The organism is Nocardiopsis akebiae (genome assembly GCF_018316795.1).
GTDB classification, from domain to species: Bacteria; Actinomycetota; Actinomycetes; order Streptosporangiales; family Streptosporangiaceae; genus Nocardiopsis; species Nocardiopsis dassonvillei.
In genome coordinates, this window is sequence record NZ_CP074132.1 from 2,748,341 (window position 1) to 2,768,939 (window position 20,599).

A 20,599-nucleotide genomic window follows, 5' to 3' on the forward strand; every position below is an offset into this window, starting at 1 on the left:
ACTCAAAGTGAGCCATGGCCACCTTCGACCTTTCCTTCGAGCCCCGTTCCACGACCGCCAATCCGGAAGCGATTCGGACACGGGCGGAGGAGCTCACCATCCTCCAAGCACGTCTGCTGGGACGGTCCGACGACCTGACCGGGCAGTTCAACTCCACCGCCACGCAGTTCACCGACCTCCTGGCATGGAACGTCAAGGGACTGTCGGAAGAGGACTACCAGTACTGGCGGGACGCCGGGGTGGCGATCACCTACGCCGCCTCCAAGCTCGAGGAGTGGGCGCAGCACGTCGAGGAGTTCAAGGACGAGCGCGAGGCGCAGAACACCGAGTGGTTCGACTTCCGCACCAAGAAGGAAGGCGAGATCCCGGCCGACTTCCAGGGCCAGACCATCACCGCCGCCCATCCCGAGCGCGGGGGCGTGTTCGGCATCAGCGACGCCAGCAAGTGCCGCGACATCTACGACGAGGTCGCCGCGAAGCTGACCGAACTCCAGGAGCGCGAGCGCACCAACTACCGCAACTTCGAGGAGCACGCCGACGAGGTCGCCGCGGACCTGGGAGAGGGGCCGACCAAGGCCAACGTTCAGGCCCTCATCGACGCCGGGATCAACTCCTGGGCCTTCTACAATCTCGACCCCAACCGTTACACGATGCTCGTGGACGGCCAGGAGTTGACCGAGGAGAACGCCCAGGAGTGGGCCGACCAACTCTCGTCCTACTGGTCCGGTGACAAGCCCCTGGACGAGAACTACCACGAACTCATGCTCATGATGAGCATGGTCACCACCAACGCGATGCAGGCCCAGCAGGGAGGCACTGGTTACCGCTCCGAGGAGATGGACTTCCTCGATGTGTTCTATGACGAACTGGAACGCAGCCAGCCCGGCGGGGTCATCGACATACCCGCGTCGATGGAGGGGGACCACCTGACCGACGAGGAGCGCGAACACGCGCTCGGTGTGCTGGGTGACGGACTCCTCGCGCTCTCGGACCCCCATGTGGGCGGAGGTTATTACGACCTGCCCCCCAGTGTCCGGGAAGCTGCCGAAGGACCGCATCTGACGCCTTCCGGCAGTACGCCGCCCTCGTCGCACGCCTGGGCGGAGGACGCCCGATCCCTGGCCGCGATGCTGGGGAACGCTCACGAGTCGATGGAGCCCGGGTACACGCTCTCCATGACCCTGAGCCTGTCCATGGGCATGTACTCGGACGAGTACTCCGCGGTCATGGACCAGTTCATCCCTGAGGACGACGTTCTTTCGCTCATGGACGTGGCAAACCGCAACGAGGACGCGATGCACGACCTCTTCGCCGGTGCCGAGAACGAGGACGGCGAACGCGAACCCTACGTCCACCCCAACCTCATGGGGACCTACCACGGCGAGGAAGGGCAGTTCCAGCGGTTCAGCCCCCATACCGAACAGTGGGGTTCCCCTGAGGAAATGATCAACACCGCCGTCGAAGGCCTCTTCACCCACCCGTGGGAGGACAACGGGGAGACCGTGGGCGACATGATCGAGTGGATCGCCCAGGACGCACACAGCCAGGACCAGGAAGAGCGCGACCGGGCTGGCCGTGCCGCCGCGGGTTTCGTCGAGATGATCACGACCGCCGAGATGCACGAGGCGCTCACCAACACCGGTGTGGACATCGAGGGCACGGACTACAGCAACGCGTCCTTCACCGCGTTCAACACCGAACTGGCCGACAACCTGGCCGACATCTTCGACGCCTACATATTCGGCTTCGCCCACAGCGACCCCTCGGAAACCAGCGTAGCGCTGGACGAGGACGGGAACGAGATGTTCGACGAGAGCGGTGAGCCGGTGGAAGAGGAGATCGCCACCACCGGAGTGGGGAATTACGACTCTGAGCACAACTGGTTCGAAATAGGACTCGAAGAGCGACTGTCGTTCATGGAGTATCTGATGGGGAACGATGACACCGCAGTGCGGACGATCGGTTCCGCGTCCACCTACCAAGGGCTCCTCATGGAGACCTACCTGGAAACGGGTGACCAATACGCCGCAGGTAGAGGCTCGGCAACCCTCAGTTCCCTGATAGACAACGCATTGCTGGAGGAATCGGGTCGCAGACAGTTGGACCAGCAGGAGGCGCACGAGAGAAAGGAAATGCTGTACGGGCTTTCTTTGGAAACTTCGGCGGAGCTTGCCAGCGGCATACCCGTCATCGGAGAAAGTCTCAGCCAAGGGCTGGGGTTGGGGGCGGAGTGGCTTACTGGAATCCTGGCGGGCGATGAGCCCGTTGTTTCTCCTCGTCTGCCGATCGGTCAGAGTGATGAGTCCAACAGAAGCGAACAGAGAATCATGATCCTGGAGCACATCCTGAACTCCAGGGTTGGAAACTTCGAAAGCCCGCCGCCTCAGGAATACATTGATATCCTCATCGAATCCGGTGCAGCCGAGCGCAGGAGCGACGGGTCCATGGCTATCGATATTGACTCCGAGGTATGGCAGGATGAGGGTCACGATGCAGGTGAGTTCGACGACCTGGATGATGTCGTGGCTTCTGCTCTTGAAAACACGACATTTTCTACGTCCGATCGGGGGCTGAAGAACGGCCAAGATATGGCTGGTGCGTTCGGAGAGGCTTACGGCGATCGCCATAAGCTCATCGACGGTATCCTGAACCCTCAGGAAGAGGCTGAAAAGACCGAGGAGGAGGGTGAGGCCGGTGGAGGGTGAAAAGAGGGTGCGGATCATGGAAGGTGCAGTGAGAAGAAGAGTGTGGAGGAAGGGTGAGTAGCGAGGCAATCAGCAGGGTCCTGTCAGTTGCACTGCTGGCTGCCCTCCTCGTCCAGTCCGCTGGGTGTTCATCCCAGGGTGGCCAAGGCCCGTCGTCGATCACATCGGAGGTTCAGGAGAGCAACCCGCCCAGCGCGGAATTCATCAGGAGGAAGGTCAGTATAGAAACCCTCGGTCGCATGCTCGGTGAGGGGGATTCTGAGCAGATCATCGAAAGCGCCGGGCAGGACTTCAAAGAAAGCCTTGTCGGTTCTGGTGCCGTCTTCGTCTCCGAGGGCTCGTACGTCGCTGAGACAAGTATTTCTGAATGGGAGACATCTGAGCAGCCGGCTGAGGGCACCCACATGAACGCAGTCGACGCAGGGCTGTCCGAGGTCCTCCAAGCCAACGACGTCACGTGGTGCAGCTCGCCATCCCTCTCAGGTGGTGATTTCGTGCAGCAGTACATAGATCTGTACGCAGACTCCTACCGTTCCCCCGCAGAGTATTCGGAAAGCATCAGCGACTATGTCGACTGCGGCTCCGGCGAACTGTAAAAGACTGACGGGTGCGGCTCATGGGTGATACGGGGATACCCTCCCAGTTCGGATTGCCTCCTCAGAGCTCATCTCAAAAGCCATCAGCATGCTTGGCCAGGTGCTTGTAACAGATGAGGATGCAGGCGATGCCGAGCATGGCCAGGAAAGTGGAGGCCTTGCGTTCCCAGCGCACGTTCAACCTGCGGTAGGAGCCCAGCCAGGCGATCGAGCGCTTGATCTTGTACCGGTGCCGACCCAGGCGTCGGGAGGACTCGATGCCAGGGCGGGCCAGACGCACTCCGATGCCGCGCTCTCGCAGCCAGCGGCGCTGAGCCCTGGAGTGGTAGGCCTTGTCGCCGTGGAGCTTGGCCGGACGCCGCCGCCGGGGACCTCGCCGCGATCGCACCGCGGGGATACCTCGGACCAGGGGCTTGAGTGCTTCGATGTCGTTGACGTTGGCCGCGGAGACGGCGCAGGTCAGCGGGAGACCCTGGTTGTCGCACAGCAGGTGGAGCTTGGAGCCGGACTTGCCCCTATCAGTGGGGTTTGGCCCCGTGTTCTCCCCCTCTCTTTGCGCGGATCGACTGGGAGTCGACGGTGGCGCGGGACCAGTCCAACAGGGCGCGCCTGCCCAGCTCATCCAGGATGGTGCGGTGGATCGTGGGCCACAGGCCCGCCTCGGTCCAAGTCTGGAACCAGCGGTGGGCGGTGGCTCGGGTGACGCCGAACAGGCCGTCGGCCTTCTCCCAGGAGCAGCCGGAGGCCTGGACGAACAGCACCGTGGTCAACACGGCTCTTTGGTCGACTCGGGGGCGGCCGGTCTTCGGCGCGGGTGGCAGCAGAGGCTGGACGATCTCCCAGAGCCCATCGGGCAACACATCACTCACAGCACGTGATCATGCCAGGCGCAGGGCCACCTCGCAGGGCTTTTGAGATGAGCTCTAACTGGCAAGTAACCCCCGCTATCCCCTGAGGATCCCCATGACCAACACCCACGGGTCAGGTCCGGACAGGCGCAGCATCCTGCGCGCGGCCACCATCGCCTCAGCCACTGCCGCCCTCGGCGCGGTCGTCGCCACAAGCGCCTTCGCCCGGTCGGCCGACACGAGCGCCGCCGTCCAGGCGGCCCAGCCCTACCTGTACTGGCGGGGCGCCTGGGGCGCACGCCCGCCGAGCAGCCCCATCCAGGTCCTGGCCGCCGCGCCCCGCTACATCGTGGTCCACCACACCGCGACGCCCAACAGCACCGACTACTCGCTCGACCACGCCCTGAACCTGTCCAGGTCCATCCAGAACCACCACATGGACACCAACGGGTGGAGCGACACCGGACAGCAGCTGACCATCAGCCGCGGCGGCCACGTCATGGAGGGCCGCGACCGCACGCCGGAGGCCATCGCGGCGGGCGACCACGTCGTGGGCGCCCACGTGGCCAACAACAACAACACCTGCATCGGCATCGAGAACGAGGGCCTGTACACGAGCGTGGGCCCGACCGTCGCCCTGACCGACGCGCTGGTGCAGACCCTGGCGTGGCTGTGCGGCGCCTACCGGCTCAACCCCCACAGCGCCATCCTGGGCCACCGCGACTTCAACGCCACCGCCTGCCCCGGCGACGTGCTGTACTCCAGGCTTCCCGAGCTGCGCGACAGGGCCGCCCAGACGATGCGGACCCTGGGCATCGCCATCGCCGCCCGCCGGGAGCCGGGTGAGGACGGCCCCACCTACCCGCCCGTGCCCGACGACGAGCCGGACCGCGAGTTCTACCACGGGCCAGCCCGGGGGCCGCACGACTTCTCCCGCTAGGGAGTGTTCCGCGGAGGCTTTGGGATCAGCGAGCGGCCGTCCGGGCAATCTCTCACAAGACGGTTCACGCGGGTCGGCCTGGTCGGTTTTTCAAGCGAAACCGGCGCAGCGAGAGGCAGCCCGGTGGTCGCGAGCCCGAAGTGATCCGAGGAGCACGACCTAGGCGCACCCGGCCCGCCGGTCCCGTGGAACCGGCAGCCCCTCCTGTCCGGCGGACACCGAGCCCCCGTGTCCGCTCTTCCCCGTAAGAGCGGTGAGCCCCGGGCGATGAGCCCGGACACGCGCTCCCGGCCGCTGCCCGCGGCGCCCGGAGCACCACCGCCCGGAGCGCCGGGAATCCTGGCGAATCCCGGACGCCGGGAGTGGGGAACCGGCATCCTTGTGGATGGCGTCGGCCCCCCGGTCCCGGGGCTTCCGCACCAGCCCCCGGGTGCGAGCCGGCTCCAGGCGGCGATGCGGGCCTTCGATGTCATGAGGTTGTGAGATGAACGTTCAACTGTCGGTGCACGGTCCCACCAGTGACGCCGAGTTCAGGTCCCTGTACCGGTGGCTGAGGGGCGAGGGCGGCAACCTGCGCGCCGCGGGCATCACCATGGAGCACACGGGCGGAACCCCCGACGAACCCGACGTCATGGGCGGCGCCTTCGAGGTCGTGCAGTTCGTCTGCGACTTCGGAGCCCAGTACGGCGCGCTCGCCGTGGCCATCGCGTCCTGGCGGCGGGCGCACCCGGCCCGTTCCTCGTTCACCCTCGAACGCAACGGTGTCAAGATCACCCTCACCGAAGCCGAACTCGACGACCTGCCCGCGGTGCTGCGCGCCCTGGAGGAACTCCGGGACGCGGACGAGCCGGAGGACGGGGAGTGACGGAGCGGGCCGCGCCGAACCCGCCCGACGAGGAGCGGCCGGACGCCGCGGGCGGTGGGCGGGTACGGCTGGACCCCGCCCGGTCGGCGTGTGTCCTGATCGGGGTCGACTCCTACCAGCATCTGCCGAATCTGCCTTCGGTGCCGCAGAACCTGAAGGATTTGGACCGGGTGCTGGCGGACACCGACCTCTGGGGCGTTCCTGCGGACCGGCGATGGGTGGTGCGCAATCCCTCCCTGCCTGGCGAACTGAGCGGGCCGATCTACGACGCCGCGGACAAGGCCGAGGACACCCTGCTCGTCTACTACGCCGGGCACGGCCTCCTGGAGATCCGCGACGACCAGCTCTACCTGACGCTCTCCAGCTCCATGCGCGACCGCAGCGAGACCTCGCTCGCCTACGGCATGCTGCGGAACATCCTCAGGGAGTCCAAGCAGCGCGTGAAGCGCCAGATCGTGATCCTCGACTGCTGTTACAGCGGCAGGGCGCTCGACGGAGTCATGACCGGGAACGGGGCGAGGGTTCCGGAGAAACAGCAGATCGAGATCGAGGGCTCCTACGTCCTGACCTCCACCACCGGGAACGGTCAGGCCAAGGCCCCTCCGGAGGCCAGGCACACCGCCTTCACCGGTGCGCTCATCGATATCCTGACCAACGGCGATCCCGGGAACAAGCAGCAGGAACTGCTCACCCTCAACCAGATCTACCGACTGCTTAGGACGAGGCTCGCCGACGAGCGCCTCCCGGAACCGCAGCGGATGGACCGGAACGGCGTCGGCGACCTGCCCTTCGTGCGCAACCGGCAGGGTCCGCGTTCCCCCGCGCCGGTCCCCGCGGCGCTGCCGCGCCGCACGATGGCCTCCGTGGCCGCCGCGACCCTGATCCCCGGCCTCCTCCTCGGAGGGCTGGGCGGCTACCAGCTCCGCGAGTGGACGGACCCGCGCTTCGGCACCGCACCGTTCCCCGGGCCCTGCGACACGAACGGCCGGGCGCAGCTCCTCGACGTCTCCGACCAGCTCGACCAGCCGCCCGAGAACGAGCACCTGGGGAGTCCGGTCGAGGGCCTGTCCGCCCTCGCCCTCACCGGCGGCGGCTCCGAGGCCCTCGTGATCCGCGACAACGAGCCCGCGCAGTTCTTCACCCTCGGGCTCGGCGACCCCGAGTCCCTTGCCCCCACCGTCACGGGGATGCAGGTCCTCTACGGCCCGGACGGCGCGTCCTTCGACGCGTTCGACGGCGAGGGGCTGGTCGTGGAGAACGGCGGTGAGAGCATCCTGGTCGCGGCCGAGCACGAACCGTCCATCCGCCGTTTCGGGACCGCCGACGGCGGTCAGATCGGGGACCCCCTTCCACTGCCCGAGTCCTTCCTGCCGGCTCCTCTCGGCGAGGCGCAGCCCGGACGCAACCTGGAGTCCCTGACCGCCACCTCGGACGGCGCCCACCTCTTCGCGGGCATGGAGGGGCCGCTCTTCGGCGACGCGGACGTGCACGGCCGCCACCAGCTGCGCATCCAGCGCTACCGGGGCGAGCCCGGCGGCTCCTACGCGCTCGACCGCCAGTACGGGTACCAGACGGAGGTGGGCCTCTACCTCGCGGAGCTGGCGGCGATCGACGAGCACCACCTGCTCGCCCTCGAACGCGGTTACCTCAGCGGGCTCGGCAACGCCATCCGCGTGTACGAGGTCAACCTCGGCGCCGCCCAGGACGTGACCGGCAGGACGCTCAGCAGGAACGCGGGTGACCTCCTGGCCCACAAGGAACTCCTGTTCGACATGGCGGACTGCCCTGAGGGCGACGTCGTCTCCGACGAGACCCAGCAGAACCAGATCCTGGCCAACGTCGAGGGCATGGCCCTCGGCCCCGTGATGAGGCAGACCCCCTACGAGGGCCGCCGCGTCCTGTACCTGGTCTCAGACGACAACGGGCGCCACAGCCAGGCGTCCCGCCTCTACTCGCTCGCGGTCGACCTGGGCTGACCGGAGGCCGGACGCAGCGGCGCACACGCGCCGGGGCGCCGGTCCCGTGCGCTCCCGCGTCCGGACGGCCGGGGGCGCGCATGCCGGACGGCTTCCCGCGCCGACGCCGGTGCCGGATACTGGGCCCATGGCGATCATCTACAAGGCCACTCTCACACCGAGCAAACCCGAGCTGATCGGCGCCTGGCTGGACGGTCAGCCGTGGGCGGGCCAGGGACCCGGCGAGATCCTCGGCGCGTACCGGTTCGACGACCCTGAGGGCGAGGTCGGGGTGGAGGTGTTCCTGGTCCGGCGCGGGGACCGTCTGCTCCACCTGCCGCTGACCTACCGGGGCGCGCCCCTGCCCGGGCACGAGGACCACCTCGTCGGCACCTTGGAGCACTCGGTCCTGGGAACGCGCTGGGTCTACGACGGTACCGAGGACGAGGTGTCCCTCGCCTGCTTCCGGCGGGCGCTGGAGGGCGGGCAGGAGCAGGCGGAACTGGAGGTCTGGGAGGAGGGCCGCCGCCTGGAGAACAGGCCCCAGCAGGTCGTGGTCTCCAGGGAGCCCGGCACCGGCTCCTCCCGGGGCGGGCGGGTGCTGGTCCAGCGGGTCCTGGACGGTGAGCCCGAGGGGAGCGTGCGGCTTCTCGCCCGCTGGGGCGGCGAGCGGGCGGTGGTCGCCGCACTGGCCTGACCTGTGGTTCCTCCCGCCCGAGCGGGACTCACCGGCGCCGGGCCCGGTCGCGGCGCCGACGGATGGCCGCCCGCCGCGTGCCGACCTGTCGGGGGCGTGTGGTTGGCTCCTCCCATGGGTGTGGAGATCGAGCGGTTCGTGCGGTTGGTGAGCGCGCTGCCGGAGTGCGAGTCCAAGGACTCGGACCAGTACACGACGTTCCGCGTGCGCGGCAGGCCCTTCGGCTACCTGTGGCCGCGCACCGCCACCGTGGGGCTGAAGCAGACCCTTCTGGAACAGACCGCGCTGGTGGCCGAGCGGCCCGAGGTGTTCGAGGTGCAGTTCACCGCGGGCGGGTTCGGCTGGGTGGTCGTCCACCTCGACGGGATCGACCTGGACGAACTCAGCGAGCTCACCCTGGAGGCCTGGTACCTGACCGCCCCCGAGGAGCTGATCGCCGCCCCGCCGACCCCGGCTTCCCTGGTCCGGGCCTGACCCGGACCCCGGACAGGTCCCCGGTCCGGCCCGGCCGCGGGGCCGTGGTCAGCGGTCCAGGAGCTCCTCGGCGCTGGTGCCGGGAAGGGCGACCGTCACCTGTGTGTCCCACGGGTCGCGGAGCACCACCGATCTGCCGGTGTCGGCGTGGTCCAGCTCGTGCTCCCTCAGGCGCGCGACGAGCGCGTCGAGGTCCTGGCGTGCGGGCACGGTGATCGCCACGTCGCCCAGCCCCAGGCTCGCGGCGCGCGGACCCGCGCCCGCGCTCTGCCAGGTGTTCATCGCGACGTGGTGGTGGTAGCCGCCCGCCGAGGCGAACAGCGCGCCGGGGTAGGTGTCGACCGTGGTCTCGAACCCGATCGCGTCGACGTAGAAGGCCCTGGCGGTCTCGATGTCGCCGACCTGCAGGTGCACGTGTCCGACCTTGCCCGCCCGGTGCGGTCCCTCGGCGACGACCGCCTCGTCGAGGTGCGTGCGCAGGTAGTCGTTGGGGTCCAGGTACAGCGTGCCCATCCGCAGCCGCCCCTGGTCGTATCTCCAGGCCGACCGGTCCCGGTCGGTGTAGAGCTCGATGCCGTTGCCCTCGGGGTCGGTGAAGTAGAAGGCCTCGCTGACCAGGTGGTCGGAGGAGCCCGCGAACCGGCTGCGCGGCTCCTGTGCCGCGCGGTAGACGGTCGCGGCGAGCGTCGCCGGGGTCTCGAACAGGAACGCGGTGTGGAACAGCCCGGCCTGGCGCGGGTCGACGGCGGGCAGCCCCGGGGTGGAGACCAGCCGGACCATGGGGGTCCGGCCGCGGCCGAGCACGCGGTGCACCTCCCGGCCGTGCGCCCGTTCCTCGACGGGTTCCAGGGCGAGCGCGTTCGCGTAGTAGGAGGTCATCGACTCCAGGTCGCCCACGCGCAGGGTCACGGCGTCCATGCCCGTGTCGTCGCTCAGGTTGCGCTCGTCCGGGGACGACGTCCGCGGTGTCGACTCGGTCGCGTCGGACATGGTGCTCTCCCAGTCAGTAGGTCCGAGGGGTTTCCCATGCCTCGGAGGTCGGGGCTGCTTTGCCCCAACAACACCATCCTAGGGAAGTTTCTTCCTTGTCAAATAAATGTCGTGCGGCTCTCCCCGCCGGTCTCACACCGGTCCCCGGGGAACAGCGCCCGGTAAGGGGAGCGCCCGTTCACGGGCGCCGGTCCGTGAACGGGCGCATCGTCTGACGCGTCGGCCGACAGGCCCGGTTCAGAGCAGGGCGTGGCCGTGGGCGGCCACGAGCGGGGCCAGGTCGGGAACCCCGAAGCGCGTGCGCAGCTCCTTGAAGCGGGTCACCTTGTCCTCGCCGAAGCGGGCGACGGATGCGGCGTAGGAGTCGGCGGAGAAGAACACCGGCGGGTTGCGCTTGCTGTGGAACTTGTCGGCGTACATCACCAGCTCCTCCTCGGCGGACTCGGCCACGTAGTCCCCCTCCGGAACGGGAAGCCCCTGGTCGCGGATGTCCTGTCGGGTCAGCCCCACCCCGGTGTGGTGCGAGCAGAACCGGCACAGCGCCTCGGGCAGCCCCTCCCCGGCGAGGATCTCGTGGCCGAGCACCCCGTGGCTCACGTAGCGCGCGTGGTCGAGCCGCCCGGAGGAGTCGTAGAGCCGGTAGACCCCGATGTCGTGCAGCAGGCACCCCGCCCGGACCAGGGCGCGGTCCAGCGCCGGGCCGGAGCGGTCGAGCAGCTGCTCGGCGATCGCGCACACGATCTCGCAGTGGGTGTGAACGAGGTCGAACGCCTCACGCGTGGGCGCGTACCTCTCGTGCAGCGCGCGGATCTCTTCGTCGCTCGGGATCACCATGCCCCGACGGTAACCGGAACGGAAACCGTTTGAGGACGGGGCCTCGGTGCGACACGCTCAGCACATGGGCCACCGACTCTCACCTCACACCCTGCTCTGGAGCGAGGCCGATCCGCGCGTGCACGCCTTCGACCACGCGTCCGCACCGGCGGAGACCACCGCTCTGCCGCCCTCCGCCGATGTCCCGGTCGGACCCACGGAGGTGGACGCGCGCATCACCTGGAGCCGTGAGGTGGCGGGTCCCTGGACGCTGGAGATGACGCGGGCGCTGGCAGGGCGCTTCGGACGGTGGAGCGTCGGCTGGCAGTGGTCACGCGACGGGGCAGGCGGTCCCGTGTCCGGCTGGTGCTGCCCCCAGCACTCGATCACCACGCCCGAGGAGACCGTCCAACGGGTCGTGGACGCGCTGTGCGAGTGGCGCACGTGGCTGGAGGAACTGGCCGAACTCTTCGAGCGCTACCCGATTGGCGAGACCGACCGCGAGCACGCCTGGGAGCGCGCCGCCGTCCTTCTGACCACCCGTGTCCTGGACCGCACACACGCTTCGGAGGCCTGGTACGCGCACTGCGAGCTGGTTCTCACCTGGTACCTGACGAGGTGGGGCGTGGAGTGGCAGACGGTCCGGGAACAGGTGGAGGAAATCCTCGAAGAGCGGTTCGAGAGCTGGGTCGTACCGGAGGAGCCTGTGGTGCGGGAGGTGGTCGGGCTCCTGGCCGACGTGCTGTGGGACGGGGACAATGCGTGACGGACCGCCTGCGCGTCCGGCCCGCCATCCGTGACACCGTGCCCTGGGAAGGGGCTCGCGCCGTCGGCAGCGGCCCGGCCGCCCCCGTCCGGGCCGGGGCGGTCCACGACATCCGCGCCTTCGACGGCGCCTGCTCACCGGAGCGCGCGGCCGGGATGCTCGCCGCACTCGCACGGGCCAGGGCCGACGCGGCCTCCGGCGCACCGCTGACCTTCGACCTGCTCAGCTCCTGGCAGAGGGTGGTCCCGGGCATGTCCGACACCCCGTTCCGCAGCGCACCGGCCTTCGCCAAGCAGGGCCGGGAGCGCGGTGTACTGACCACGGCGCCTGCCGCGCCGCGTCGGCCACCCCGGGGGCGCGCTCACGTCGGCGGATCTGGTGGCCCTCCTCATCGACCACACCCGTCGGCGTGTACGGGAGCACTGTCCCCTGCCCGGGGAGAGGGGGTTGAGACAGGGCCGCGTCGTCCGGGGTCGGCATTCCGGAATCCGTCACACGTCCGGGCGCGAGGAGGGCCGGGTGGACCGTGCGACAAACTGATGCCTGTGGCGACCACTGTCGGCGGGCTCCTCCGGACAGACGCCACCGCAGGTCTACTGACGGTTGTCCGCATCCGGCCACATGAGCCGACGCCCCCGGCCGTACCGCCTGCGCACGGGACCGTCACCGCCGAGCCGGGCGGACGACCCGCACGAAGGCGCACCGGCCGCAGCCCCCAAGGCCGATACTGGAGGAGATGACTCCTCCCGCTGGATCCGGGCCGCTCTCGGAGGGGACCGCTCCCTCCCGCCCTCCCGAAGACCACACGCCCTACGCGGTCTTCGCCCACCTCACAGCTCCCAACAACGATCTCTACCGCGCGGTGATGGGGGTGTTCGTCCGGGCCAAGGAGCAGTTCCGCGTGCACCTTCGCCCCGAGGAGGTCCACACCGGCCTGCCGCAGGAGGTGCGGCCCGCCTCCGCCGAACCGGTCGCCAAGGCCCTGGAGAGCCTCTACACGTGGGGCAACCTGCGCCAGGACCCCGACACCGAGCGCGTCACGGCGGTGGAGGACTTCTACCGGCGCCGCCACATCTACCAGCTCACCCGGGAGGGCGAGGCGGCCGAACGGGCCCTCGCGGCCTACGACGAGGCGCTGGGACAGAAGGGCTCACTCCAGGCCGTCGCCCTGGCCGACATCGCCACCCAGCTGCGAGCCCTGCGGGAACTCGCCGCGCATGAGGCCTCCGACGAGGCGGTCGTCCACCTGACCCTGCTCGGTCTCGTGGAACGCTTCACCGACCTGGCCGACAACGCCCGCGCCTTCATGGGGTCCCTCCAGCGCACCATCGACCTCCACGACGCCGACGTCGAGGCCTTCCTGGCCTACAAGGACCGCCTCATCTCCTACCTGGAGCGCTTCATCGGCGACCTCATCACCCGGGGCGGCGAGATCGCCCTCCTGCTCGCCGAGCTCGACGGGACCGCCTCCCGTCCCGGGCCGGTCGGGAACCTGCTGCGGGTGGCCGCCGCACGCGAGGCCGCCGACGCCGCCCCGGACGGAAGACCCGCCGACCCGGGCACCGAGGCCACCGGAGGCGCGGACTTCGACCGGGCCCTGGAACACTGGCAGCGCCGCTGGGAGGGACTGCGCTCCTGGTTCCTGTCCGCCCCCGGCGCCCCGGCCCAGGCGCAGCGCCTGCGGGTCAGCGCCCGCGGTGCCATCCCCCAACTGCTGCGGGTGGTCGCGGTCATCAACGAGCGCCGCACCGGCCGCTCCGACCGGTCCGCGGACTTTCGGACCCTGGCCCGCTGGTTCGCCGAGGCCCCCGACGACGACGCCCGCCACCGGCTGTGGCGCACGGCCTTCGCCCTGCACTCCTCCCGCCACCTGACCGTCGACCCCGCCACTGCGGAGCAGCGCGAACGCGAACCCATCGCCCCCACCACGCCCTGGGCCGAGGCCGACCGCCTCACCATCAGCCCGCGCCTGCGCCGCACCGGCAGCTACGAGCGGCGCGGCCGCGCGCGCAAGGTCATCGACCGCGGCGACGAACGCCGCTACCTGGCCGAGCTCGCCCGCAAACAGGCCCAGGAGGCCGCGGCCGCCCGCGCCCGGCTCGCCACCCGCGGCCGGGTGCGCCTGTCGGACCTGGCCGAGCTCGACCCCGTCGCCTTCGGGCTGTTTCTCCAACTGCTCGGCGACGCCCTGTCCCGCTGGGGACCCGACACCGAACACACCGTCGCCACCAGCAACGACGGAACCATGGAGATCCACCTGAGCGCCCTGAACGACGGCCGCACCGCCACCGTGCGCACCCCCGGCGGCACCTTCCACGGCCCCGACCACCTGGTGCGCATCGTCGACCTGACCGGCGGGGGCGGATGAACACGCAGGAGGACCTGCACCGGGCCGCTCGCGCCCTGCTCCGCCAACCGCTGCTGCGCTCCTCAGCCCACCCCCGCGAGTTCCGGCAGGTACGCGACCACGCCCTCGGACTGCGCCAGTGGTTCGACCGCAACACCGGCTGGCGCCTGCACGTGGACGCCGAGACGGCACGGCTGCGCAAGGTCCCCGGAGACCCCGTAGACGCCACCCACCCGGCCTGTGAGGAGGGCAGGGGAAGACTCGCCTTCGACCGGCGCCGCTACGTCCTGCTCTGCCTATCCCTGGCCGTCCTGGAGCGGGCCGAGGCACAGACCGCCCTGGGCCGCCTGGCCGAACAGGTCGTACTGGAGGCCTCCGCGCCCGAGTTCGCCGATCTGGGCTTCACCCTGTCCACCCGGGACCAGCGCATGGACCTGGTGGCGGTGGTGCGGCTCCTGGTCAGCCTGGGGGTGCTGTCCCGGGTGGCCGGGGACGAGGGCGCCTTCGTCGGAGACCGGGGAGACGCCCTCTACGACGTGGACCGGCGCGTATTGACGGGGATGCTCGCCGGCGCGCGCGGCCCCTCCACCATCGCCGACACCGACCACGCCGCGCGGTTGTCCGCGCTGGCCGAGGACGGAGTGGCCCACCAGCTGGACAGCGACGACCTGCGCAACACCGCCATCCGCCACCGCCTCACCCGGCGCCTGCTCGACGACCCCGTCCTGTACTTCGACACCCTCACCGAGGAGGAGCACGCCTACCTCGTCAGCCAGCGCGCCGCCATCACCCGCAGGATCGGTGAGCTCACCGGCCTGGTCGCCGAGGTCCGCGCCGAGGGCATCGCCATGGTCGACCCCGACGACGCCCTCACCGACCTGCGCATGCCCGAACAGGGCACCCCCGGGCACGCCACCCTGCTCCTGGCCGAACACCTGGCCGCGGCCGGGCGTCCCCTCACCCTGGACGAACTCGGCGACAAGGTGCGCGAACTGGCCCGCGAGCACTCCTCCTACTGGTCCAAGTCGGCCCGCGCCCCCGGCAACGAACCCGCGCTGGTGGCCACCGCCGTGGAGCGCCTGCGCGGCCTGGGTCTGGTCGAGACGGTTCTCGTGGACGGCCGTCCCGCGGTCGCGCCGCGCCCGGCCCTGGCCCGCTACGCCGTCGCCGAACCCCACGTCAGCACACCCGAGGGAGAGACTCCGTGACCCTGCCCGAACCCGGACGGGAACGCTGGCAGCCCCTGCGCCTGGGCGTCGTCGACCTGTTCTACTACGAGGACGAGCAGTTCCACTTCCGCGACGGGCGGCTGCTGCTGCGCGGCAACAACGGCACCGGCAAGTCCAAGGTCCTCGCCCTGACCCTGCCGTTCCTGCTGGACGGGGAGTTGGCCGCCCACCGGGTCGAACCCGACGGCGACCCTAAGAAGCGCATGGAGTGGAACCTGCTGCTGGGCGGTGAACACCCGCACGACGAGCGGCTCGGCTACACCTGGATCGAATTCGGCCGCCGCGACGCCGACGGCACCACCGAGTACCGCACCCTGGGATGCGGTCTGAAGGCGGTCACCGGGCGCGGTATCGCCCGCCGCTGGTACTTCTCCACCACCCAGCGGATCGGCGCCGGACCCGACGGGCTCAGCCTGCTCGACGCCACCCGCACCGCCCTGTCCCGGGACCGGCTGATCGAGGCGGTGGAGGGCCGCGGCATGGTCTACGACCAGGCCGGGGACTACCGCAGGGCCGTGGACGAGGCCCTCTTCGGCTTGGGCGAGGAACGCTACGGCTCCCTGGTGGACCTGCTCATCCAGCTGCGCCAGCCCCAGCTGTCCAAGCGCCCCAGCGAGGCGGCCCTGTCCAAGGCGCTCACCGAGGCGCTGCCGCCGGTGGACCAGGCGGTCATCGCCGACGTCGCCGAGGCCTACCGCGAACTGGAGGACGACGAGGAGGAACTGGAGGCGATGGCCGACGCCGAACGCGCCTCCTCCGCCTTCCTGGACCACTACCGCCACTACGCGCGCGTGGCCGCCAGGCGCGCCGCCCGCCCGCCCCGCCAGGAGCACTCCCGGTACGAGAGGTTCACCTCCGAACGCACCGCCGCGCTGGCCGCCCGCGACACCGCCCAGGCCGACCTGGACCGGATCGACACCGAGGCCGACGAGTTGGCCTCGCGCACCGCGCGCCTGCGCGGGCAGGACCAGTCCCTGCGCCGCAGCCCCGAGATGGACAGCGCGCGCGACCTCGACCGGGCACGCGCGGAGGCCGACCAGGCCGCGCACCGTGCGGACCGGGGCGCCGCGGACGCCGCACGCGCCCGCGGCGACGCCGCCCGCGCCCGGCACCGGCTCGACCAGGCGGCCGGGGCCGCCGAACAGGCGGATCTGGACCTGGAACGCGTTCGGGCCCGGGCGGGCGCGGAGGCCCGGTTCGCGGGCCTGGGCGACCAGCACCGCGACACGGTCGACCGGGCCCTTCCCGATCACGCCGAACCCGCCCGCCGCGACGCCGAGGACCTGGTCCAGCGCCGCGCCCGCGCCCTGGACCACACCGCCGCACTGCTGCGCTCCGCGGACGAGGCCCAGGGCCACCACCTTCAGGCGCGTACCCGCCTGGAGGACACCGAGACCGAACTCGCGGACCTGGACCTGGCCCGCTCCCAGGCCGAACAGGACCTGGACGCGGCAGCCCGCGACCACGTCGCTTCCGTACGCGGCCACCTCGACTCCTGCGCGGAGCTGCGCCCCGACGACCTGCCGGGAATGCTCGACCAGGCCGCGGACTGGGCCACCACCCTGGAGGGACCCGACCCCGTCCGCCAGGGCACCCGGCGCCACGCCCAACGGGTGGAGACGGCACTGGCCGCGCATGAGGCCGAACTGGGCGTGGAGCGCGACACCCTGCGCCGCGACCGGCAGGCGCTGGAGGACGAACGCGAACAGCTCCGGGCCGGACGCCCCGCGCCCCCGCCGGTTCCGCACACCCGCACCGCCCCGCGCGGTCGCCAGCGCCCCGGCGCGCCCCTGTGGAAGCTCGTCGACTTCGCCGAGCACCTCACCGCCCCCGAACGCGCCCGCCTCGAAGCGGCACTGGAGGCCTCCGGACTCCTGGACGCCTGGGTGGCACCCGACGGTTCCCTCACCACCGCCGAGGGACACGACACCCTGGTCGTCGCGGACGCCCCCGTACCCGGCCCCCACCTGGGCCTGCTCCTGCGCCCGGCCATCGACCCCGACGACCCCGGCGCACACGCGGTCGCCGCCTCGCGGGTGGAGGCCCTCCTGGCCGCGGTCGGCACCTCCGAACGCGAGGACGTCACCACCTGGGTCACCGTCGAGGGCCGTTTCCGCGCCGGTGCCCTGCGCGGCAGCTGGACCAAGGACGAGGCCCGCCACCTGGGAGAGGGCGCACGGGAACAGGCCCGCCGCGACCGGCTCGACCAGATCACCCGCGAACTCGACACCGTCGAACAGCGCCTGTCGGGCATCGACACCGCCCTGGCCGCCCTGGCCGAGCGCCGCCGCGTGCTGCGCTCCGAGCTCGACGCCCTGCCCGACGACGCCGCCCTGCGCGCCGCACACGCACGGGTCGCTGACGCCGTGCGCGCCACCGTCGCCCTCACCCGCCGCAGGCACGAGCGCGCCGCCGAACTCGACCGGCTCCGCGCCCGGCTGGACCGGGCACGGGCCGAACTCGCCGAGACCGCCGCCGAACTGGGCACACCCACCGAAGAAGCGGAACTGTCCGCCCAACGCGAGTCACTGTCCTCCTACCGGGTCGCCCTGGCCGAGCTGTGGCCCGCGGTCCGCACGCACCTGGACACGCACCGGGCGCGGGAGGGCGAGCAGGAGGAGACCGAGCGCGCCGCCCGGCTCGCCACCGACCTGGCGGAGCGGGCCGGGGAACTGCGCCTGGAGGCCGAGGAGGCGGCCGAGCGCCGTGACACGCTCGGCCGGACCGTGGGAACGGCGGTGGCCGAGCTCAACCGCATGCTCACCCGGGTCGCGCAACAGCTCCAGGAGTGCCAGGAGCGCTCAGCCCTCCTGGACCGGGAGCGCGCCGACGCCCTGGACCGAAGGGGGCGGGCCACCGGACGGGTGGAGGGGCTCGACGACGACATCGCCGAGAGCGCGCGTGCCCGGGCCGAGGCGGTCGACGCCCTGCGTGCCTTCGCGGCCACCGGCGTGCTCGCCATCGCCCTGCCCGACCTGGAGACACCCGACCCGGCCAGGGAGTGGGCGGCCGACCCGGCCGTACGCCTGGCGCGCGCCGTCGACCGCTCCCTGGAGGCGACCGAGGACTCCGACCAGACCTGGGACCGGCTCCAGAAGAACCTGTCCCAGCAGTTCAAGAACCTGCAGGACGCTCTGTCCCAGCACGGGCACAGCGCCGCGTCCTGGCCCGAGGCGGGGACCATCATCGTCCGGGTCACCTTCCAGGGGCGCGAACAGCCCGTCCCCGAACTCTCCTCCGCGCTGGCCCGGGAGGTGGCGGCACGGCGCGAACTGCTCTCGGCACGCGAACGCGAGGTGTTGGAGAACCACCTGCTCACCGAGGTCGCCGGCACGCTGCAGAACCTCATCGGCGCGGCCGAGCACCAGGTGGAGCGGATGAACACCGAACTGGAGGAACGCCCCACCAGCACCGGTATGCGGCTGCGGCTGCTGTGGCGGCTCAACCGGGACGCCCCCGAGGGCGTGGCGGCAGCCCGCAACCGGCTTCTGCGCCAGACCGCGGACGCGTGGTCGGCGGACGACCGCGCGGCCGTCGGAGACTTCCTCCAGCGCCTCATCGAACGCGAACGCGACCGGGACCCCGGCGCCCCGTGGTTCGACCGCCTGGCCAGGGCGCTGGACTACCGCTCCTGGCACCGGTTCACCGTGCAGCGCCACCAGCACGGCCAGTGGAACAGCGCCACCGGCCCCGCCTCGGGCGGCGAACGCGTGCTCTCGGCGTCGATCCCGCTGTTCTCCGCGGCCTCCTCCTACTACGCCACCACGACCAACCCGCACGCCCCGCGCCTGATCATGCTGGACGAGGCCTTCGCCGGGGTCGACGACGACTCCCGCGCCAAGTGCCTGGGGCTGCTGCACGCCTTCGACCTGGACGTGGTGATGACCAGCGAGCGCGAGTGGGGGTGCTACCCGCAGGTCCCCGGCCTGGCCATCGCCCAGCTGTCCAGAGTGGACGGGGTTCCCGCGGTCCTGGTCACCCGGTGGGAGTGGAACGGCCGCGAGCGCCTCCTCGCCGACGAACCGAACGGGTCCGGACGGCAGACCGCGCGGGGAGCGGCCGCCGGGGATCGCTCGGGGGCGGACGGCGGCCAGCCGGCCCAGGAGGGGCTGTGGGAGTGACCGGACCCGACCTGCCGCGCCTGCGCCGCCTGCTCGGCACCCCGGCCACGGCCTGGCTCCTGGAGCGTTCGCGCCGCCGCCTGTACGAGGGCAGACCCCTGACCGGGACCGTGACCCGCAGCGGTGCGACGGAGGAGGAGCGGGCCGCGCTCGCCGCTCTGGTGGGCCGCCGGATCGGACGCGGAAGCAACGTCAGTGTGCGTCTGGAACGGATCGACGACGTCCTCCGGCGCAGCGGCGCCTGCCCCGGCGGCCTGGCCGCGGCGGTGGAACTGCTCACCGGGCCCGTCAGCGTGCGCGAGGAGGAGCAAGAACGCGAGGAGCGCGCCTGGGACCGGGTCTTCGCCCCCCTGGAACGGGTGTGCGCCCGTGCTCCCGCCCTGGAGACGTGGTGCGCCGACGTGCGAGGGGACGGCCGTGTGCGCCGGATGACCACCGGGCCGGAGGAGGCCGCCCCCCTGGTGGAGGCGGTCGCCCGGACGGTGGACGCGCTTCCCGCCGGCGGTGTCGCCCTGTCCCAGTTGGCCGCCGGGGTCCTGGGAGACGCCCACGCCCTGGACGACGACCGTTCGGTGACCACCCTGGTCCTGGGCGCCGCCCGTCTGCTGGGCGGTGAGGCCGGGGGCGAGGGCGCGGCCTGGCGGCGGCGCGTGTGGGCCTCGGTGGGGGTACTCAAGGACGAACTCTCCTCCACCGTGCTGGTCCTCAACCTGCCCGGGGACCCGGCGACCGCCACGGGCCGGGCGCTGGCTGCCCTGGCCGAGGCGGGACAGCCGGCCGTGCTGACCCTGCGACAGCTGGTCTGCGACCCCCGGCACACCCCGTGGCCGGGCCGGACGGTCTCGGTGTGTGAGAACCCCGTCGTGGTCGCCGCGGCCGCCGATCACTGGGGCGCGGCGTGCGCGCCGCTGGTCTGCCTCCAGGGAGGGGCGAGCGCGGCAGCCCTGACCCTGCTGCGCCAGGCGGTGGACGGGGGAGCCCTCACCCGGCTGCACACCGACTTCGACTGGGGCGGGGTGCGTATCGCCAACGCACTGGCCCGACAGGTGCCGTGGCGGCCGTGGCGGCTCACCGCCGCCGACTACCGCTCCTCTCTGGGGAAGCGGGCGCGGCCGCTGTCGGGCACCGCCGCCCCGACCGGCTGGGATCCACTCCTGGCCGAGGAGATGGCCGCGCACGGCGTACGGGTCGAGGAGGAAACGGTCCTGGACGACCTGCTGGCCGACCTCGGTCCGGTGTGAGGCCCGCCCCGC

Annotated in this window: 15 protein-coding genes; 12 read left to right on the top strand and 3 right to left on the bottom strand. The window is 71.1% G+C overall.

Going from position 1 to position 20,599, the window contains the following annotated elements; genetic code table 11:
• Positions 1–14 precede the first annotated feature (14 nt).
• Positions 15–2,705 carry a TPR repeat region-containing protein gene (locus KGD83_RS11885; protein ID WP_212643816.1) on the top strand — a complete coding sequence of 897 codons (2,691 nt, stop codon included), beginning with the start codon at positions 15–17 and terminating at the stop codon, positions 2,703–2,705.
• Between the two features lie 53 nt (positions 2,706–2,758).
• Positions 2,759–3,301, top strand: coding sequence for a hypothetical protein (locus KGD83_RS11890; protein WP_212643817.1), 543 nt, complete (start codon positions 2,759–2,761; stop codon positions 3,299–3,301).
• A 73-nt stretch (positions 3,302–3,374) separates the two neighbouring features.
• Here the strand turns inward: KGD83_RS11890 and KGD83_RS11895 are convergent.
• Positions 3,375–4,170 (bottom strand): IS5 family transposase gene (locus KGD83_RS11895; protein WP_212643818.1). Its coding sequence is split into 2 segments (ribosomal slippage): positions 3,375–3,840 and positions 3,839–4,170, totalling 798 coding nucleotides; the frame shifts between segments, so codons are not numbered across the junction.
• 94 nt (positions 4,171–4,264) lie between these two features.
• On the opposite strand from KGD83_RS11895, the gene KGD83_RS11900 reads away from it, so the two are divergent.
• From KGD83_RS11900 to KGD83_RS11920, 5 genes are all read left to right on the top strand, one after another.
• The gene (locus KGD83_RS11900; protein WP_212643819.1) at positions 4,265–5,089 is read left to right on the top strand and encodes a peptidoglycan recognition protein family protein; all 825 of its coding nucleotides are present in this window, start codon (positions 4,265–4,267) and stop codon (positions 5,087–5,089) included.
• 484 nt (positions 5,090–5,573) lie between these two features.
• Positions 5,574–5,954, top strand: coding sequence for an effector-associated constant component EACC1 (locus tag KGD83_RS11905; RefSeq protein WP_212643820.1), 381 nt, complete (start codon positions 5,574–5,576; stop codon positions 5,952–5,954).
• The gene (locus KGD83_RS11910) at positions 5,951–7,930 is read left to right on the top strand and encodes a caspase, EACC1-associated type (RefSeq protein ID WP_212643821.1); all 1,980 of its coding nucleotides are present in this window, start codon (positions 5,951–5,953) and stop codon (positions 7,928–7,930) included. The genes KGD83_RS11905 and KGD83_RS11910 overlap by 4 nt, the downstream gene beginning before the upstream one ends.
• Before the next feature lie 127 nt (positions 7,931–8,057).
• Positions 8,058–8,606 carry a CG0192-related protein gene (locus KGD83_RS11915; protein ID WP_212643822.1) on the top strand — a complete coding sequence of 183 codons (549 nt, stop codon included), beginning with the start codon at positions 8,058–8,060 and terminating at the stop codon, positions 8,604–8,606.
• A 114-nt stretch (positions 8,607–8,720) separates the two neighbouring features.
• Positions 8,721–9,080, top strand: a complete 360-nt coding sequence (locus KGD83_RS11920; RefSeq protein WP_047868143.1) for an MmcQ/YjbR family DNA-binding protein — start codon at positions 8,721–8,723, stop codon at positions 9,078–9,080.
• 48 nt (positions 9,081–9,128) lie between these two features.
• Here the strand turns inward: KGD83_RS11920 and KGD83_RS11925 are convergent, their stop codons facing one another.
• Both KGD83_RS11925 and KGD83_RS11930 read right to left on the bottom strand, forming a co-directional pair.
• Positions 9,129–10,070 (bottom strand): VOC family protein, encoded by a 942-nt coding sequence (locus tag KGD83_RS11925; RefSeq protein ID WP_212643823.1) that lies wholly within the window; start codon positions 10,068–10,070, stop codon positions 9,129–9,131.
• 237 nt (positions 10,071–10,307) lie between these two features.
• Positions 10,308–10,904, bottom strand: a complete 597-nt coding sequence (locus tag KGD83_RS11930; protein WP_212643824.1) for an HD domain-containing protein — start codon at positions 10,902–10,904, stop codon at positions 10,308–10,310.
• A gap of 64 nt (positions 10,905–10,968) precedes the next feature.
• Here KGD83_RS11930 and KGD83_RS11935 point away from each other — a divergent pair, with 64 nt between their 5' ends.
• The 5 genes from KGD83_RS11935 (at position 10,969) to KGD83_RS11955 (ending at position 20,587) form a co-directional block, all read left to right on the top strand.
• Positions 10,969–11,649 carry a hypothetical protein gene (locus tag KGD83_RS11935; protein WP_212643825.1) on the top strand — a complete coding sequence of 227 codons (681 nt, stop codon included), beginning with the start codon at positions 10,969–10,971 and terminating at the stop codon, positions 11,647–11,649.
• Between the two features lie 736 nt (positions 11,650–12,385).
• Positions 12,386–14,017, top strand: a complete 1,632-nt coding sequence (locus tag KGD83_RS11940; RefSeq protein ID WP_212643826.1) for a TIGR02677 family protein — start codon at positions 12,386–12,388, stop codon at positions 14,015–14,017.
• Positions 14,014–15,204: a TIGR02678 family protein gene (locus KGD83_RS11945; RefSeq protein WP_212643827.1), complete on the top strand. Its 1,191-nt coding sequence runs from the start codon at positions 14,014–14,016 to the stop codon at positions 15,202–15,204. The genes KGD83_RS11940 and KGD83_RS11945 overlap by 4 nt, the downstream gene beginning before the upstream one ends.
• Positions 15,201–19,346 (top strand): TIGR02680 family protein, encoded by a 4,146-nt coding sequence (locus tag KGD83_RS11950; protein ID WP_212643828.1) that lies wholly within the window; start codon positions 15,201–15,203, stop codon positions 19,344–19,346. The genes KGD83_RS11945 and KGD83_RS11950 overlap by 4 nt, the downstream gene beginning before the upstream one ends.
• Positions 19,337–20,587 carry a TIGR02679 family protein gene (locus KGD83_RS11955; RefSeq protein ID WP_249352286.1) on the top strand — a complete coding sequence of 417 codons (1,251 nt, stop codon included), beginning with the start codon at positions 19,337–19,339 and terminating at the stop codon, positions 20,585–20,587. Before KGD83_RS11950 ends, KGD83_RS11955 begins: the two co-directional genes overlap by 10 nt.
• Positions 20,588–20,599 lie beyond the last annotated feature (12 nt).